Origin of the sequence: Ideonella dechloratans (assembly GCF_021049305.1) — a bacterium.
In the GTDB taxonomy this organism is placed as follows: Bacteria; Pseudomonadota; Gammaproteobacteria; order Burkholderiales; family Burkholderiaceae_C; genus Ideonella; species Ideonella dechloratans.
Window position 1 is genome coordinate 141223 of record NZ_CP088082.1, and the last position, 17982, is coordinate 159204.

At 70.3% G+C, this 17982-nt stretch carries 12 protein-coding genes and 1 pseudogene; 1 reads left to right on the plus strand and 12 read right to left on the minus strand.

Features of this window, described 5'->3' with window-relative positions; all coding sequences use genetic code 11:
• Window positions 1–11 precede the first annotated feature (11 nt).
• The 12 genes and pseudogenes from LRM40_RS18560 to LRM40_RS18615 form a co-directional block, all read right to left on the minus strand.
• A complete protein-coding gene (locus LRM40_RS18560; protein ID WP_151124366.1) occupies window positions 12–998 on the minus strand; it encodes an acyl-CoA thioesterase in 987 nt (328 codons plus the stop codon).
• A 225-nt stretch (window positions 999–1223) separates the two neighbouring features.
• Entirely contained in the window at window positions 1224–1934 is a 711-nt protein-coding gene (locus LRM40_RS18565) for a response regulator (protein WP_151124367.1), read from the minus strand.
• A complete protein-coding gene (locus LRM40_RS18570) occupies window positions 1931–3817 on the minus strand; it encodes a type IV pili methyl-accepting chemotaxis transducer N-terminal domain-containing protein (protein ID WP_151124368.1) in 1887 nt (628 codons plus the stop codon). Before LRM40_RS18570 ends, LRM40_RS18565 begins: the two co-directional genes overlap by 4 nt.
• Window positions 3802–5031 carry an NnrS family protein gene (locus LRM40_RS18575; RefSeq protein ID WP_231067902.1) on the minus strand — a complete coding sequence of 410 codons (1230 nt, stop codon included), beginning with the start codon at window positions 5029–5031 and terminating at the stop codon, window positions 3802–3804. The genes LRM40_RS18570 and LRM40_RS18575 overlap by 16 nt, the downstream gene beginning before the upstream one ends.
• A gap of 3 nt (window positions 5032–5034) precedes the next feature.
• Window positions 5035–5712: a carbonic anhydrase gene (locus LRM40_RS18580; protein ID WP_151125839.1), complete on the minus strand. Its 678-nt coding sequence runs from the start codon at window positions 5710–5712 to the stop codon at window positions 5035–5037.
• A gap of 51 nt (window positions 5713–5763) precedes the next feature.
• On the minus strand, window positions 5764–6549 hold the full coding sequence (locus tag LRM40_RS18585; RefSeq protein ID WP_151125838.1) for a peptidylprolyl isomerase: 786 nt from the start codon (window positions 6547–6549) through the stop codon (window positions 5764–5766).
• A gap of 22 nt (window positions 6550–6571) precedes the next feature.
• Window positions 6572–7279, minus strand: a complete 708-nt coding sequence (gene narI / locus LRM40_RS18590) for a respiratory nitrate reductase subunit gamma (protein ID WP_151125837.1) — start codon at window positions 7277–7279, stop codon at window positions 6572–6574.
• Window positions 7280–7281: 2 nt separating this feature from the next.
• Window positions 7282–7967 (minus strand): annotated as a pseudogene (narJ, locus tag LRM40_RS18595) (nitrate reductase molybdenum cofactor assembly chaperone).
• 35 nt (window positions 7968–8002) lie between these two features.
• On the minus strand, window positions 8003–9526 hold the full coding sequence (gene narH, locus LRM40_RS18600) for a nitrate reductase subunit beta (protein WP_151125836.1): 1524 nt from the start codon (window positions 9524–9526) through the stop codon (window positions 8003–8005).
• Between the two features lie 36 nt (window positions 9527–9562).
• Window positions 9563–13369, minus strand: a complete 3807-nt coding sequence (locus LRM40_RS18605; RefSeq protein WP_151125835.1) for a nitrate reductase subunit alpha — start codon at window positions 13367–13369, stop codon at window positions 9563–9565.
• A gap of 28 nt (window positions 13370–13397) precedes the next feature.
• Window positions 13398–14807, minus strand: a complete 1410-nt coding sequence (locus tag LRM40_RS18610) for a NarK family nitrate/nitrite MFS transporter (RefSeq protein ID WP_151125834.1) — start codon at window positions 14805–14807, stop codon at window positions 13398–13400.
• 38 nt (window positions 14808–14845) lie between these two features.
• Window positions 14846–16117, minus strand: a complete 1272-nt coding sequence (locus LRM40_RS18615) for an MFS transporter (RefSeq protein WP_151125833.1) — start codon at window positions 16115–16117, stop codon at window positions 14846–14848.
• Window positions 16118–16405: 288 nt separating this feature from the next.
• Here LRM40_RS18615 and LRM40_RS21515 point away from each other — a divergent pair, with 288 nt between their 5' ends.
• Window positions 16406–17977, plus strand: coding sequence for a methyl-accepting chemotaxis protein (locus tag LRM40_RS21515; RefSeq protein WP_170288986.1), 1572 nt, complete (start codon window positions 16406–16408; stop codon window positions 17975–17977).
• The last annotated feature ends 5 nt before the right edge of the window (window positions 17978–17982 follow it).

The following is a 17982-nucleotide window of genomic DNA, read 5'->3' on the forward strand; positions in this document are numbered from 1 at the left end:
GCCCGGCCCGCTCAGCGCGCCGGCATGCCCGGCACGCGAAAGCCGCCCTGGCCGTCCTCCACCCAGCCGCGGAACAGGCATTCCTGGGTGGCGGTGGCCAGCAGGGTGCCGTCGCGCTGGTAGAAGTGGCCGGTGGTCAGTCCGCGGGCATTGCCGCTGAAGGGGCTTTGCGCATCCACCAGCAGCCAGTCGTCCACCCGCGGCGCGCGGTGCAGCCACAGCGTGTGGTTCAGGCTGGCCAGGTACAGGCCGGTGCCGATCTTGGCCTCCAGATGGGCCATCAGCGGGGTCAGCGGCATCCAGTAGTCCGACAGGTAGCCGATGGCCGCGCGCTGCAGCACCGGGTCGTCCGGCAGGTCGCGCTGCAGCTTCACCCAGAAGCGCAGCCGGGCCTCGGGTTCGCGCCGGAACAGGAAGGCCTCCGGGTCCACCAGGCGCAGTTCGGCCGCGCGCGACTGGCCCAGGCGCCGCGCCGCGGCGGCGGGGATGCGGTCGGCGTAGGCCGCGCCCACCTCCTGCAGCGTGCGCAGGCTTTCGGGCGGCGGCGCGTCGGGCATGGCCCGCTGGTGGTCCGGGCTGGGCTCCTCCGTCTGGAAGGAGATGGTGGCGCTGATGACCGTGCGCGAGCCTTGCGTGCCCAGCACCTGCTGCACCTGGAAGCTGCGGCCCTGCATCAGCGTGCGCACCTGGTAGTGCATCTCCTCGCCGGGGTGGCCCGGTGCCAGGAAGCTGACCTGCACGCTGTGGGCCCAGCGGTCGCTGATGCCATGGCTGGCCGCGGCGATGGCCTGGCCGATGAGCTGGCCGCCGAACAGCGCGCCGTTGATGTTGACGTCGGCATGCGGGCTGTAGAGCGCGCCGCTGTCGCTGAAGCGCAGGCGCATCAACTCGGCCAGACCCAGCTTGTCCCAGCCCTCGCCGCTGCCCAGGTCCGGCGCGACGGTGTTGAATTTCTCGGTGCCGGCGGCGCCGGAATGGGGGGTGCTGGGGGTGGACATCGGGAGAACAGCAAAAGAGGACGGTCGTTCGCCCGATCATAGCGACGCGGACTTGACCGGCGCTGGCTGCTCAGGAATACTGTATCTCCATACAGTACCTACACCCTGAGCCACACCTGTTGGGAGACACCATGAAGTACCAGTACTGCGATTTCTATTCCGTCAAGCCCCACCGCACCGTGGAGTGGCTGCGCCGCCTGATGCTCTGGTTCTGAGCGGCCCCGATCAGCCCCCGTTGCCCTCCGGCCCCTGGCGCCGGCTGGCATAGACGGCCGCCTGCACCCGCGAGCTCAGCCCCAGCTTGCGCAGGATGTGTTGCACATGGATCTTCACCGTCGGCTCGGCAATCGACAGGGTGCGGGCAATTTCCTTGTTGCTGGCGCCTTGGGCGATGCACTCCAGGATCTCCCGCTCGCCCGGTGAGAGCGTGTCGATCGGGTCGGCCGGGGCCGGCGGCTGGGGCGGTGGCTCGGCGGCGGTTGCGGCGGTGGGCAGGGCCTGGAAGGCCGACACCAGCTTGGCCGTCATCTCCGGGCTGATGGTGGCCTGGCCCGCCTGGGCCCGCAGGATGGCCTGGGCCAGCACCTCGATGTCGGCCGTCTTGAGCAAGTAGCCGGCCGCGCCGCCGCGCAGGGCCTGGGCCAGGTCGGCCTCGTCCTCGCTCACGGTCAGCATCAGCACCCGTGCCTGCGGCGCCACCTCGCGCAGGCCGGCGATGGCGTCCACGCCCTTCACACCGGGCAGGTGGTTGTCCAGCAGGATCACGTCGGGCCGGTGCTGGGCGGCCAGGCGCTGGGCCTCGCCGGCGTCGCCGGCCTCGGCCACCACGGTGAAGCGGGCATCGGCCTGCAGCAGGGCGATCAGGCCGCGGCGGAACAGGGTGTGGTCGTCCACCACCAGCAGGCGCAGCGGGGTCATGGGGGTCGAAGGGGTCATGGGCTCGTGACCGCAGCGGCGGTCTTCTCGGGCAGGCTCAACACGATGGCCGTGCCCGAGCCGGGCACGGACACCACCTCCACCTGGGCGCCGATGCGGGCCGCGCGCTCGCGCATGATGCGCAGGCCCACGTGGGTGTCGTCGGCCGGATTGTCCTCGGCATCGAAGCCCTGGCCATCGTCGCGGATCTCGAAGCGCCACTGCGGCGCGCGTTCCACCTCCACCCACACCTCGCGCGCCTGGGCGTGCTTGCGCACGTTCGAGAGCGCCTCCTGCACGATGTGCAGCACCTGGATCTGCACGTCCGAGCCCAAGGGCAGGCCCTGGCCTTCCAGGCTCAGGTGGGTGGTCAGCCCGGTCTGCAGCTCGAACTTGTGCAGGGTGGCGCGCAGCGCCTGGGCGATGTCCTCGTTGTTGGTGCGGGTGCGGAAGTGCAGCAGCAGCTCGCGTACGTCGGCCAGGCTCTCCTGCACGCCGGCTTCCACTTCGGCCAGCGTGGCCTCCAGCTGAGGCCGGTCACCCCGCTGCAGGGCGCCGTGCAACCGCCCCACCTGCAGTTTCAGGAAGGACAGGCTCTGGGCGATGGAGTCGTGCAGCTCGCTGGCCAGCAGGCTGCGTTCCTGCGCCACCGCCGATTCGCGTTCCAGCGCGGCCAGCCGGAAGGCCTCGATGGCGCCGGCCAGGTGGGCGGCCAGGGTCTCCAGCAGGGCGCGCTCGTCGGGGGCCAGCCCGGCGTCCTGGCGGTAGAAGAGGTTGATCTCGCCCACCAGCCGGTCCTGCAGCTGCACCGGCACGCCCACCACCGTGCGAAAGCCCGCGCGGCCGCAGTGGCCCAGCATCGGGTTGGGGTTGACTGCGTGGATGGGGATCACCCGGGTCGAGGCCCCCGCCGAAGCCTGGCCGCACAGGCACTCGTGGGTGCGCAGGCAGGCCTCCTCCTGCACGATCTCGGCCGGCAGGCCGTCGGAGGCCAGCATCAGGTAGTGCTGGTTGCCCTCGTCGGACCAGCGGATGGCCACCGCGTCCGCATGGGCCACCGTGCGCAGCTGGCGGGCGAAGCCGTTGCCCAGCTCCTCCAGGCTGCGGGCCCGGGCGACGAAGGCGGCGGCCTCGTAGAGCGCGGCCAGGCGCTGGTGCTGCTCCTCCAGTCGCTCGGTCTTCTCGCGGACCTTGGCTTCCAGGTTCTGGTAGAGGCCTTGCAGCGTCTGCGCCATCTGGTTGAAGCCGGCCGAGAGGTCGCCGAACTCGTCGGTGGAGCTCACCTCCACCCGGGCCGCGAAATCGCCCCCGCCGATGCGGGTGAGCCCGGCCTGCAGCTGGGCCAGCGGGTTGAAGACGAACAGGTAGGCCGAGTAGAGCAGGGCCACCGCGCTGGCGATGGTCAGCGCCACCATGGCCAGCTGCACCGCGTTGAGCACCGAGGTCAGCCGCGCCATCTGGGTTTCGATGGCCGAGACCAGGCCATCCACGCGCTGCACGAAGGCGTCCGCATCGCGCGCGGCCTCGGCGGCGCTGGGCTGGCGCTCGGCACGCCAGGTTTGCCGCAGGGCCAGCCAGTCGCGCTGCACTTCGGCAAAGCGGGCCTGCGAGCGCGGATCCTGCGGCATGAACAGCGGCCGCGCCGGGTCGCCGCGGCGCAGCAGCTCCAGGCTCTGCTCGAAGCCGGCCATCAGCGCGTCGCGCCGCTGCAGGTCCGGCGCGCCCATGGCCTGGGCCAGGCGCCAGGTCTGCATGCGCATGCGGCCAGCCTCGTTGACGGCGGCGGCGCCGCCTTCGAGCTGCCAGGTCATCCACAGCGTCAGGCCGATCGAGGCCAGGCCCAGCAGCAGCAGGGCGGTGCCGATCAGGCCCAGCTTGGCGGCCAGGGTCAGGGGTTTGCGCATGGGGGCACTCTAACGGCAGACGGTACGACCGGTGACGCGGGCAGGCGGCCCAGCCAGCGCAGCAGCCAGGCACTCCAGCCGGCGGTGGTCAGGGTCCACAGGGCCGCCACCGGCACCAGTGGCCCACCCACCACCAGCACCGCCAGCCGCGCGACCAGGGTGAGGGCCAGCAGTCCGGCAAGGGCCAGCAGCGGGCCGTCCACCGCCTGGGCCTGGCCGGCCTGGGTGGCGCTGACGCGGCTGACCATGGCCAGTGCCGTGCCGCCCAGGTAACCCAGGGCCAGCAGATGGGTGGCCGCCAACTGCCAGGCCCGACCCGCCGCCGCCATCCCCGCGGCCTGGCAGGCCCAACCCACGGACAGCGCAGCCCCCGCGCCCGCACCGGCCCAGCCGGCCGCGGCCAGCAGGCGCACGAAGCGGTTGGGCAGACCGTGGCGGCGCTGCCAGCGCCACAGGGCGATGCCCTGCCACCCGCCCCAGGCCAGCGCGGTGAGCGCGCCCATCAGCGGCAGCGGAACCGGCAGGGCCGGGAGGGCGGCGGCCAGCACCAGCAGACCGGCCTGCCCGGCGATCAGCCCCTGCAACCAGCGGGCCGGCCCGTCCTCGACAGCCCAGGGCACCAGGCGGCGCGCCGCAGCGGCAAAGGCCGGCAGCAGGCTGCCCCACAGCAAGCCCAGCAGGGCCATGCGCACCCACCGCGGCTGGCCGCTGCCCAGGCCGGCCGCCGCCACCGCCAGGGCCAGCAGCCCCAGGGCCAGCATGCGCACCACCGCGTCCAGCGGCGGCTGCAGGGACGGCTCCGCTGCCCGCACCAGGCGCCATAGCCGGCGCAGCAGGTCACAGCCGCCCAGCACGGCGGTGCCCAGCGCGAGCGCACCGAGCCGGCCTGGTCCGGCCAGCGACAGGCCCAGCCAGCCCAGGCACCAGGCGGCCACGGCGGGGGCCAGCGGCGCGGTGGCGGGCACCGGCTGGCGCAGCCAGCGCGCGCCGGCGCTCAGGCCGAAGCCGGCGATGAACAGGGGAAAGCCGCTGGTGGCGGCCAGGGCATGCAGCCAGGGCGGGGTGGGCGGCAGCGCGGCGGCGGCCACGCCGGCCAGGGCCAGGGTCCAGAGACCGGCCTGGGCCGTCATCAGCAGGGCGCCGGCGGCAAAGCACAGGCGGTGCGGTGCTGCCAGCAGATGGCGCAGGCGCCAGGGTCCGCGGCGCGCCGCCATGGCTCAGGCGGCCGAGGGCGGCCGGTCGGCCTCCACATAGGGCGCGTAGGGGCCGGTGCCGGCGTGCGGCGCGTGCGCGGCGGGCACGAAGCAGCCCTGGGCCAGGTCGAAGACATGCACCTCGCCGTCCTCGATCACTACATGCCAGCCATGCAGGGTCAGGCGGCCGGCCTCGACGGCCTCGCGCACCATCGGGTAGGCCATCAACCGTTCCAGCTGCAGCACCACGGCGCGCTGCTCGGTGCGGCGCAGGGCCTCGGGGGTGGGTTCGGCCACCGGCAGCGTGGCCTCGCGGCCCAGGTCCAGCCAGCGCGAGAGGTTCAGCGCGCCGCCGGGCGCGCCGGCGTAGAGCGCGCGGATGCCGCCGCAGTGGCTGTGGCCGCAGACGACGATGCGCTGCACCTGCAGGGCCAGCACCGCGTACTCGATGGCCGCGGCCGTGCCGTGAAAGCCCGCCGAGCCGTCCCAGGGCGGCACGAAGGCGCCCACATTGCGCACCAGGAACAGTTCGCCCGGCTCGGCCCCGGTCAGCAGGTAGGGCACCAGGCGCGAATCCGAGCAGCCGATGAACAGCGTGGTCGGGTGCTGGCCTTCGTCCACCAGTGTGCGGAAGGTGTCCGCGTAGGCCGGAAAGGCGTCGTCGTGGAAGCGGCGCAACCGGGTCAGCAGGTCGTCGGGCATGGGCGCTTCAAGGGGGCGTCAAGGGGCGTCCGCGGCGCGGAAGTCCGCCGCTCACTGCACCAGCGGCGTGTCGGCGGCGTCCAGGGCGATGCCCTCGACCCGGGACTGGCCGGCCAGCAGGCTCAGGTACTGGCGCAGCGCGGTGGCATAGCTCTGCTGGCGCAGGGACTGGGCCACGGCCGGGCGCACCACCTCGAAGTCGGGCTGGGCGCCGGGCTCGCGGGCCAGCACCTCCACCACGTGCAGGCCAAAGCGGCTGTGCACCAGGCGGGGCAGCACGCCCACCTCGGCCTGGCCGAAGAGCTCGCGGGCGAACTCGGGGGCGCAGTCCTCCTTGCGCAGCCAGCCCAGCGCGCCGCCTTGCGCGCCGCTGGGGCAGTTGGAGGTGCTGGCGGCCACTTCGGCGAAGCGGTCGGCCTCGCCCTCCTGCCGGCAGCGCAGGTCCAGCAGGCAGGCCTCGGCGCGCTGGCGCAGGGCATTCACGTCCACGCCCGGCGTGACGGCAAACAGCACATGGCGGGCCTGCACCTTCTCGCCCACCGCGTAGCGCCCCGCATGGGCGGCGAAGTGGCGGCGGCAGGCTTCCTCGGTGGGTTCGGGGCAGACCAGGGCCTGGTCCAGCAGTGCCTCGATGGCGTCGGCGGCGGCCGGGCTGATGGCGCCCTGTTCGGGCACCGGGTCGTCGGCCGCCAGCAGGCCGGCCGCCTGGGCGGCCTGACGCAGCAGCTCGGTGCAGGCGCGCTGGCGCAGCGTGGGCTCGTCCAGCGCCACGGCCTCGTCGGCGTTGACCAGGGGCACGCCGTTGACGCGGGGCAGGATCATGGGGGCTTCGGTCATGGTCAGGCTCCAGGCAAACAGATCAGGCGCCGCGGCGCGGCACGTTCAGGCGGCGCGAGCGCACCAGCTGGTAGGGGCGGAAGGCATAGCCCACGGTGGCCAGACCGCTCCACACATGCACCAGGCGGCTGAAGGGGAAGAGCAGGAAGATCGTCATGCCCAGCACCATGTGCACCTTGAAGGGCCAGTCGATGCCGGTCATCAGCGCAGCGTCCGGGCGGAAGGTGGCGATGTTCTGGGCCCACTCGGCCAGGACCATCATCGTGCCGCCATCGCGGTGGTGCCAGGAGAAGGGCAGGGTCACCAGGCCCAGGCACAGCTGCACCCACAGGATGACCAGAATGGCCAGGTCGGTGCGGTGGCTGGTCAGGCGGATGCGTGGGTCGAAGATGCGCCGGTGCAGCAGCAGCGACAGGCCGATGAAGCAGATCAGGCCGGCGGTGCCGCCCGAGAACACGGCCACCAGCTGCTTCTGGCCGGCGCTGATGAAGGGCGAGTAGAGCCAGTGCGGCGTCAGCAGGCCCACGGTGTGGCCGAACAGCAGGAACAGGATGCCGATGTGGAACAGGTTGCTGCCCCAGCGCAGCTGGCCGGCGCGCAGCAGCTGGGAGCTGTCGCTCTTCCAGGTGTACTGGTCGCGGTCGAAGCGGGCCAGGCTGCCCATGAAGAACACGGCCAGGCAGATGTAGGGGTAAACGGCGAAGAAGAACTGGTTCAGGGAGGCAGACATGGTCAGGCTCCTGCGGCAGGGGTGGAAGGACCGCGCGAAGGGCGGACGACCTGGATGGGTTGGGGCTGACCCGGCGCCTGCTGGCCGGCGCTGGAGCAGCCGCCGAAGACCTCGGGCTCGGCCCAGCTCTCGTCCGCGAGGGCTCAGGCGCGGCCGGCTTGGCGCTGGCCAGCGTGGCCGGATCGACCTGGGCCAGGTCCAGCAGCGCGCCCAGCAACTCGGCGTAGTCGCTGCGTCGGCGCAGCAGCGATTCGCGGATGGCCTGCAGCAGGTGGGCGAACTCGCCCAGAAAGGCGCGGGCCGATTCGGGCGGCTGGGTGGAGGCGAACTCCAGCACCACGCTGAGGTGGTCGGGCAGCTCGTCCGGGCCCAGCAGCAGGCCGGCCTGCTCGTAGGTCTGGATCAGGTCGATCATGGCCGGGCCGCGGTCGCGCGAGTCGCCATGCACATGCTCGAACAGGTGCAGCGCGGTGCCGCGCCCGCGGTCGAACAGGTCCACGTACTGGGCTTCCACGTCCAGGCCGTCCTCGCGGGCCAGGCGGCCCATCAGGGCGTCCAGCGCAGCCAGGCGGGCCGGGCTCAGCGCGGCCTCGTCGGCCAGGGCCTGGGAGATCTCGCCCAGGTGGGCGCGCAGCTCGGCATGGGGGTAGCCCAGCAGGGCGGCCACGGCGCGCAGGGTGCGGGCCATCGGGCGGTGGGAGGGGGTCATGGGCAGGCTCATGCTCAGAACTCCGCCTTGATGGGGATGGTGCGCTTCTTCTCGCTGCCGAACAGGCTGGTCTCGGTCACCCCTTCGGAGCAGCCGTTGCCGAAGCTGAAGCCGCAGCCGCCGCGCACGTTGAAGGCGTTCTCGGCGTACTCGCGGTGCGTGGTCGGGATGACGAAGCGGTCCTCGTAGTTGGCAATCGCCATGGTGCGGTACATGTCCTCGACCTCGGCCTCGCTCAGGCCGACCTGGTCCAGCGCCGCGGTGTTGTGCACGCCGTCCACATGCTTGCCGCGCTGGAAGGCGCGCATGGCCAGCATGCGCTCCAGGGCCCGCACCACCGGGGTGGTGTCGCCGGCGGTCAGCAGGTTGGCCAGGTACTTCACCGGGATGCGCAGCTGCTGCACGTCGGGCAGTTCGCCCTTCTGGGCCACGTGGCCGGCCTGCACCGCGCCGGTGATGGGCGAGAGCGGCGGCACGTACCAGACCATGGGCAGGGTGCGGTACTCGGGGTGCAGCGGCAGCGCGATCTTCCAGTCCATCGCCATCTTGTAGACCGGGCTGTTGCGCGCGGCGGTCAGCCAGGCTTCGGGGATACCGTCGCGGCGGGCCTGCTCGATGACGGCCGGGTCGTGCGGATTCAGGAAGACGTCGAGCTGGGCCTGGTAGAGGTCCTTGTCGTGCTCCACGCTGGCGGCCGCCTCGATGCGGTCGGCGTCATAGAGCAGCACGCCCAGGTAGCGGATGCGGCCCACGCAGGTCTCGCTGCAGACGGTGGGCTGGCCGGCCTCGATGCGGGGATAGCAGAAGATGCACTTCTCGGCCTTGCCGCTCTTCCAGTTGTAGTAGATCTTCTTGTACGGGCAGCCCGAGACGCACATGCGCCAGCCGCGGCATTTGTCCTGGTCGATCAGGACGATGCCGTCCTCCTCGCGCTTGTAGATGGAGCCCGAGGGGCAGCTCGCGACGCATGCCGGGTTCAGGCAGTGCTCGCACAGCCGCGGCAGGTACATCATGAAGGTGTTCTCGAACTGGCCGTAGATGTCCTTCTGGATGTCCTCGAAGTTCTGGTCGGCGCTGCGCTTGCTGAACTCGCCGCCCAGGATCTCCTCCCAGTTCGGGCCCCAGGTGATCTTCTCCATGCGCTGGCCGGTGATCAGGCTGCGCGGCCGTGCGGTGGGCGCGGCCTTCATCTCGGGCGCGCTCTGCAGGTGGTCGTAGTCGAAGGTGAAGGGCTCGTAGTAGTCGTCGATCTGCGGCAGGTTGGGGTTGGCGAAGATCTTCATCAGCAGCTTCCACTTGCCGCCCTGGCGGGGCTGGATGCTGCCGTCGGCGTTGCGGGTCCAGCCGCCGTTCCAGCGGTCCTGGTTCTCCCACTCCTTGGGGTAGCCGATGCCCGGCTTGGTCTCGACGTTGTTGAACCAGGCGTACTCGACGCCGGGCCGGCTGGTCCAGACGTTCTTGCAGGTGACGCTGCAGGTGTGGCAGCCGATGCACTTGTCCAGGTTCAGCACCATGCCGATCTGTGCACGTACTTTCATCTCAATGCTCCTTGGGATCGATCAGCGATGGGTGACTCAGGGGTTCTCGCCCTGGGCCTGGTAGGCGACGGCCAGGTGGTCGTCACGCGGCGTGTCCAGCCAGTCCACCTTGGCCATCTTGCGCACCACGACGAACTCGTCGCGGTTGGTGCCGATGGTTCCGTAGTAGTTGAAGCCGTAGCTGTACTGGGCGTAGCCGCCGATCATGTGGGTGGGCTTGAGCACGACCCGGGTGACCGAGTTGTGGATGCCCCCGCGCACGCCGGTGATCTCCGACCCGGGCGTGTTGATGATCTTTTCCTGCGCGTGGTACATCAGCACCATGCCGGGCTTGACGCGTTGGCTGACCACCGCCCGCGCCGCGATGGCGCCGTTGGTGTTGAACAGCTCGATCCAGTCGTTGTCCACGATGCCGGCCGACTTGGCGTCGTCCTCCGACAGCCACACCACCGGCCCGCCGCGGTTGAGCGTGAGCATCAGCAGGTTGTCCGAGTAGGTGCTGTGGATGCCCCACTTCTGGTGCGGGGTGATGAAGTTCAGCACGATCTCGGCATGGCCGTTGGGCTTGATGCCTTCCATGCCCGAGGTGGCCTTCATGTCCACCGGCGGCCGGTAGCTGGAAAAACCCTCGCCGAAGGCGATCATCCAGGGGTGGTCCTGGTAGAACTGCTGACGGCCGGTCAGGGTGCGCCAGGGGATCAGCTCGTGCACGTTGGTGTAGCCGGCGTTGTAGCTGACGGTCTCGCTCTCGATGCCGCTCCAGGTCGGGCTGGAGATGATCTTGCGCGGCTGGGCCTGCACGTCGCGGTAGCGGATCTTCTCGTCCTCGCGGTAGAGCGCGAGGTGGGCGTGCTCGCGGCCGGTGGCCTTGCTCAGTGCCTCCCAGGCCTTGACGGCGACGTGGCCGTTGGTCTCGGGCGCCAGCTGCAGGATCACCTCGCAGGCGTCGATGTCGCTGACGATGCGCGGACGGCCCTGGCTGACACCGGGCTCGGCCACGCGGCCGTTGAGCTGGCCGAGCTGCTCGACCTCGGTCTCGGTCTTCCAGCCGATGCCCTTGCCACCGTTGCCCAGCTTGTCCATCAAGGGGCCCAGGGCGGTGAAGCGCTTGAAGGTGTTGGGGTAGTCGCGTTCGACCACCGTGACCTGCGGCGCGGTCTTGCCGGGGATCAGCTCGCACTCGCCCTTCTTCCACTCGGCCACGCCGTAGGGCTGGGCCAGCTCGGCCGGGGTGTCGTGCATCAGCGGGGTCATCACCACGTCCTGCTCGACACCCAGGTGACCCACGCAGACCTCGCTGAAGGCCTTGGCGAAGCCCTTGTAGATCTCCCAGTCACTGCGCGATTCCCATACCGGGTCCACCGCCGCGGACAGCGGGTGGATGAAGGGGTGCATGTCGCTGGTGTTGAGGTCGTTCTTCTCGTACCAGCTGGCCGTGGGCAGCACGATGTCGCTGTACAGGCAGGTGGTGCTCATGCGGAAGTCCAGCGTCACCAGCAGGTCCAGCTTGCCCTCGGGCGCCTTGGCGTGCCAGGCCACCTCGGAGGGCTTGGCATCGTCCGGGCCGAGATCCTTGCCCTGCACGCCGTTCTCGGTGCCCAGCAGGTGCTTGCAGAAGTACTCATGGCCCTTGCCGGAGGAGCCCAGCAGGTTGGAACGCCAGACGAACATGTTGCGCGGCCAGTTGACCGGCGCATCCGGGTCCTCGCAGCTCATGCGCAGCTGGCCGCTCTTGAGGCCCTGGGCCACGTAGTCGCGCGGGGCCAGGCCGGCGGCGGCGGCGTCGCGGGCCAGCTGCAGCGGGTTGGTCTCCAGCTGCGGGGCGCTGGGCAGCCAGCCCATGCGTTCGGCGCGCACGTTGAAGTCGATCATGCTGCCTGCGTACTGCGCGCGGTCGGCCAGCGGCGAGAGCACCTCCTGCATGTCCACCTTCTCGTAGCGCCACTGGTCGGTGTGGGCGTAGAAGAAGCTGGTGGAGTTCTGCTGGCGCGGCGGGCGCACCCAGTCCAGCGCGAAGGCCAGTGCCGTCCAGCCGGTCTGCGGACGCAGCTTCTCCTGGCCGACATAGTGGGCCCAGCCGCCGCCGCTCTTGCCGATGCAGCCGCACATCATCAGCAGGTTGATGACCCCCCGGTAGTTCATGTCCGAGTGGTACCAGTGGTTCATGCCGGCGCCGATGATGATCATCGACTTGCCCTGCGTCTTGTCGGCGTTGGCGGCGAACTCGCGCGCCACGGTGACGATCTGCGCGCGCGGCACGCCGGTGATCTGCTCGGCCCAGGCCGGGGTGTAAGGGGCGTTGTCGTCGTAGCTGGCGGCACCGCTGCCCAGCCCGCGGTCGATGCCGTATTGCGCGGCCTGCAGGTCGAACACCGTGGCCACCAGGGCCTGCACCTCCTCGCCGTTCTCCTTCAGGCGCAGGCGCACCGCCGGCACGCGGGCCAGGCTGATCTCGCCCACCGCGTCGTTGGCGGTGAAGTGCGGGTTCTGCACGCCACCGAAGTAGGGGAAGGCGACGTCCACCACCTCGTGGGCCTGCTCACCATCCTCCAGCACCGAGAGCTTGAGCTTGACCTGTTCGCCGTGGCGGGCTTCCTTGTCCTCCAGGTTCCATTGGCCGGCGTCGTCGCGGCCTTCGGCGCCCCAGCGGAAGCCGATCGAGCCGTGGGGCAGCACGGCGCGGCCGGTGCTGTCGAAGGCCAGGGTCTTCCACTCGGGGTTGTTGGACTGGCCGAGCTTGCCGTTGAAGTCGCTGGCGCGCAGGTAGCGCTCGGGCACCAGCACCTGGCGGCCATCGGCCAGGGTCTGCACCTTCAGGCGCACCAGCATCGGCAGGTCGGTGTAGCGGCGGGCGTAGTCGTCGAAGTACGCCGAGCGCTGCTTGAAGTAGAACTCGTTGAGGGCCACGTGGCCCATGGCCATGGCCAGGGCCGCGTCGGTGCCCTGCTTGGGGTGCAGCCACAGGTCGGCCAGCTTGGCCACTTCGCTGTAGTCGGGCGAGACGGCCACCGCCTTGGCGCCCTTGTAGCGCACCTCGGTGAAGAAGTGGGCGTCGGGCGTGCGCGTCTGCGGCACGTTGGAGCCCCAGGCGATCAGGTAGGTGCTGTTGTACCAGTCGGCCGATTCGGGCACGTCGGTCTGCTCGCCCCAGACCTGCGGGCTCGAGGGCGGCAGGTCGCAGTACCAGTCGTAGAAGCTCATGCAGACGCCGCCGATCAGGCTCAGGTAGCGGCTGCCCGCGGCGTAGCTGACCATGCTCATCGCCGGGATGGGCGAGAAGCCGATGATGCGGTCCGGCCCGTGCTGCTTGATGGTGTAGACGTTGGCCGCGGCGATCAGCTGGTTCACTTCCTCCCAGCTGCTGCGCACGAAGCCGCCCATGCCGCGCACCTGCTGGTAGTCGCGCCGGGCATCGGCATCCTCGACGATGCTGGCCCAGGCCGACACCGGGTCCTTGGCCACGGCCAGCGCGGCGCGCCAGCGGCGCAGCAGGCGGCTGCGCACCATCGGGTGCTTCACGCGGTTGGCGCTGTAGAGGTACCAGCTGTAGCTGGCGCCGCGGGCGCAGCCGCGCGGCTCGTGGTTGGGCATGTCCCAGCGGGTGCGCGGGTAGTCCGTCTGCTGGGTTTCCCAGGTGACGATGCCGCCCTTGACGTAGATCTTCCACGAGCAGGAGCCCGTGCAGTTCACGCCGTGGGTGCTGCGCACGATCTTGTCGTGCGACCAGCGGTTGCGGTAGGCGTCTTCCCAGGTGCGGTCCTCGCCGGTGGTGCGGCCGTGGCCGTTGGCGAAGGACTCCTTGGGGAGCGCAAAGTGGGTGAGTCGGTCCAGGAAGTGGCTCATGGGGAGGCTTTCTTCGGGCGGCGTGAGGTCAGCAGGGCATCGGCGCGTTGCGGCGGGCGTAGTGCCACCAGGTCACGGCGATGCAGATCAGGTAGAAGGCGATGAAGGTGTAGAGCGCGGCTTCCGGGCCGCCGGTCAGCGCGATGGAGCTGCCGTAGCTCTTGGGAATGAAGAAGCCGCCGTAGGCCGCCATCGCGGCGGTGAAGCCCAGGGTGGCGGCGGCCTCGGTGTTGGCCTCCTTGGTGGCCTGGGCCACGGCGGCGCCATCGTTGCGGTTCACGCCGCGCATGCGCTCGGTCAGGAAGATCACCGGGATCATCCGGAAGGTCGAGCCGTTGCCGATGCCGGTGGTGAGGAACAGCACCAGGAAGCACAGGAAGAAGCCGGCGAACTGGCCGCCCGTGGGGCCGCTGGGCAGGAAGACCAGCACGCCGCACACGGCCAGGGCCATCACCACGAAGTTCCACAGCGTCACGCGGGCGCCGCCCAGCTTGTCGGCCAGCCAGCCGCCGAAGGGGCGCACCACGGCGCCGGTCAGCGGGCCCAGCCAGGCATAGGCCAGCGGGTTCACGCCCGGGAACTGGCTCTTGATCAGCAGCGGGAATCCCGCGGCATAGCCCAGGAAGGAGCCGAAGGTGCCCAGGTAGAGCACGCACATCAGCCAGTTGTGCTTGCGGCGGAAGATGACGGCCTGGTCGGCGAAGGAGGCCTTGGCCTCGGCCAAGTCGTTCATGCCGAACCAGGCGGCCAGCGAGCACAGCACGATCCAGGGCACCCAGATGAAGGCGGCGTTCTGGGTCCAGACCTGCAGGGTCTGGCCGTTCTTCACGATGGTCTGGGCGTCACCGCCGAAGATGCCGAAGATGCCGGCCGTCACCACCAGGGGGCTGAGGAACTGCACCACCGACACGCCCAGGTTGCCCAGGCCGGCGTTCACGCCCAGGGCCGAGCCCTTGCGCTCCTTCGGGAAGAAGAAGCTGATGTTGGCCATGCTGGAGCTGAAGTTGCCGCCGCCCAGGCCGCACAGCAGGGCCAGCATCAGCATGGTGGGGTAGGGCGTCTGGTTGTCCTGCACCGCGAAGCCGATGCCGATGGCCGGGATCAGCAGCGTGGCGGTGGAGATGGCCGTCCAGCGGCGGCCGCCCACCAGCGGCACCATGAAGGAATAGAAGATGCGCAGCGTGGCTCCCGAGAGCGCCGGCGCCGCGGCCAGCCAGAACAGCTGGTTGGTCGAGTAGTGGAAGCCCAGGCCGGGCAGGCCCACGGCCACCACGCTCCAGACCTGCCAGATGGCGAAGGCCAGGAACAGCGAGGGGACCGAGATCCACAGGTTCAGCTTGGCGATGGCCTCGCCTTCGCGTTCCCAGAAGGCTTTGTCTTCGGGGTTCCAGTGCGTGAGCGTGCGGCCTTGCCGTGCGCCCAGGGAAGTCGTGCTCATGGAGGTCTCCAGGAGGGGAGAAGAAGGGGCGCCGCGGCTCAGCGCGCAGTGAGGATGGGGGCGCTGGGCGTGTCGATCACGTCCGTGTGGCGCACCTCGGTCCAGTACATCCAGATCAGCGAGATCCAGACCACGCCGTACAGCAGCATGAAGGCGCTCGAGCGCACGCCGGTCAGGTCCAGCAGGTAGCCGAAGAGGATGGGCAGCAGGAAGCCGCCCATGCCGCCGGCCAGGCCGACGATGCCGCTGACCGTGCCGATGTTGTCGGGGTAGTGGTCACCGATGTACTTGAAGACGCTGGCCTTGCCGAAGGCCATCGCGATGCCGAGCAGGAACAGCAGGCTGGTGAAGCCGACCACGTTCAGGCCGATGTGGAAGGTCTGCGGGCCGTTGACGGTGTTGATCGTGAAGTCGGTCTGCGGGTAGCTCAGCAGGAACAGGCAGATCCAGCAGGCCCACATCACCCACCAGGTGACGCGGTGGGCGCCGTACTTGTCCGACAGCACGCCGCCGATGGCGCGCAGCACGCCGCCGGGCAGCGAGAAGCAGGCGGCCAGCAAGGCGGCCACCCGGATGTCCAGGCCGTATTCGCCCACGTAGTACTGCACCATCCACAGGCTCAGACCGACGTAGCCACCGAACACGATGCTGTAGTACTGGCAGTACTTCAGCACCCGCGGGTCCTTGAGCATCTTCAGCTGGTCCGACAGCTTGGTGTCGGTGGACACCAGGTGGGCCGGGTTGCTGGCGCTGCCCAGCCAGAACACCACCAGGGTGGCCAGCAGGATCACGGCGTAAACCTTGGGCACCATGGTCCAGCCGAAGGCCACCACGATGGCCGGGGCGACGAACTTGTTGACCGCTGCGCCCGAGTTGCCGGCGCCGAACACGCCCATGGCCATGCCCTTGCGCTCCTTGGGGAACCAGCGCGCCACATAGGGCGTGCCGACCGAGAAGGAGCCGCCAGCCAGGCCCAGCAGCAGGCCGATGACCAGGAACTGCCAGTAGGCGGTGGCGTAGGACATCATCCACACCGCCGGGATGCAGACCGCCAGCAGGATGGCCAGCACGATGCGGCCGCCGAAGCGGTCGGTCCAGATGCCCAGCGGCACGCGGATCAGCGAGCCCGAGAGCACCGGCATGGAGGCCAGCAAACCGAACTCGGTGGCCGACAGGCCCAGGGTCTTGCGCAGCGGGATGCCGATGACGGCGAACATCATCCAGACCATGAAGCACACCGTGAAAGCCAGTGTGCTGACGGCCAGGACGGACCAGGCTTGTCGGGGAAGGGGAGCAGTGGGCGTCGCCATGATGCGGCCTCGTTCAATGGGTGATTGAACTGTCCCGCAAGGGCTCCCGGGCGAACATCCGCCCGAAGACCATCGAGGGGTACGCGAAAGAACGATGCTCCGCACCAGGGCATCGTTCCAAAGAACTACTGCTGGAGCGATCTTGACCACGATCAAATCGCGTGTCAACCGCGCTGACCCTCTGGCGGCGCAGGGTGGATCCCCCCGGCGGACTAGTCCTTCAGATCGACTCGACACCGCCCCGCCGCGCGCCGAAGAACAAGGCTGATGCCGAGCAAGGAGAGCGAGATGAGAGAGCAGCGACAGCATGGGCTGGGCCGATCGGTCGGCGTCCGTCTGGGATGGGGGTTTGCAGGAGTGCTGGGTCTGATGGTCCTGGTGGTGGGGGCCGCGGTGCTGCGTTTTGCCCAGGTGGGCGAGGGCGTGGCCCAGCTGACCCAGCACGACTGGCGCAGCGCCGAGGCGGCCGCCCTGCTGGACGCCACCACCCGGTCGAACACCCGCCGCACGATGGAGCTGTTCTTCGTGACGAACCCGCAGGACGAGGCCGTGCTGCACCAGAAGATCCGCGAGAACCGGGCCCTGGTGGACCAGGCGCTGGCCGAGCTTGACACCCTGTTGACCGACCCCGCGCAGCGCCGCAGCCTGGCCGAGATCCAGGCGGCCCGGGCCGCCTATGTGCGCAGCTTCACCCAGGTCAGCACGCTGCTGAAGGACGGGCAGCGCAGCCAGGCCGAGGCCCTGCTGCGCCAGGAGACGCTGCCAGCCATCGACGCCCTGCAGGTGCCGGTGCGGGCCCTGGCGGCGCAGGTGCGCGAACAGGTGGCCCGCGAAGGCCAGGCCCTGCGCGACGCGCTGGCGGCCGAACGCCTGCGGGTGCTGGCCGGTGGCGTGGCCGCCCTGTGCGTGGGCCTGGGCATGGCGATCTGGCTGGCCCGTGGCATCACCCGCCCGCTGGGCCGCGCCGTCGCGGTGGCCGAGGCGGTGGCCCAGGGCGACCTGTCGGTGCGTGTGGGAGATCGTCCGGCTGACGAGACCGGCCGTGTGCTGGGCGCGCTGGAGGGCATGACCCAGGACCTGGCCCAGGTGGTTCGCAGCGTGCGCGAGAGCTGCGACCAGGTGGCCCGCGGGGCCGACGAGATGGCCGGCGGCACGACCGACCTGTCGCAGCGCACCGAGGAACAGGCCGCCAGCCTGCAGCAGACGGCTGCCTCGCTGGAGGAGCTGTCGGGCTCGGTGCACCAGAATGCCGATGTGACGCGCCATGCCGCGGAACAGGCCCAGGCCGCCCGCGAGGCGGTGGAGTCCGGCGCGGTCGCGGTGGAGGAGGTGGTGGGCACCATGCAGGAGGTCTCGGCCGCCAACCGGCAGATCGGCGAGATCGTGGCCCTGGTCGACGGCATCGCCTTCCAGACCAATCTGCTGGCGCTCAATGCCGCGGTGGAGGCGGCGCGGGCCGGCGAATCGGGCCGCGGCTTTGCCGTGGTGGCCGGCGAGGTGCGGGCCCTGGCCCACCGCTCGGCCGATGCCGCCCGCCAGGTCCAGGCCGTGGTGGCCGGCAGCCTGGCCCAGGTCGAGCGCGGCGCCCGTCAGGCCGGCGAAGCCGGGCAGGCCATGCAGACCATGGTCGCCCGGGTCCAGCGGGTGACCGAGCTGCTGGGCGAGATCAGCCAGGCCGCCAGCCAGCAGTCCGATGGTGTCGGCCAGATCAACCAGGCCGTCGCCCAGCTCGACATGGTGACGCAGCAGAACGCCGCGCTGGTCGAGCAGAGCGCGGCCGCCTCCGAGCAGCTGCGCCTGCAGGCCGACCGGCTGCGCGAGGCCGTGCAGGTGTTCCGTCTCTCGCCCGCGGCGGCCTGAGCCTG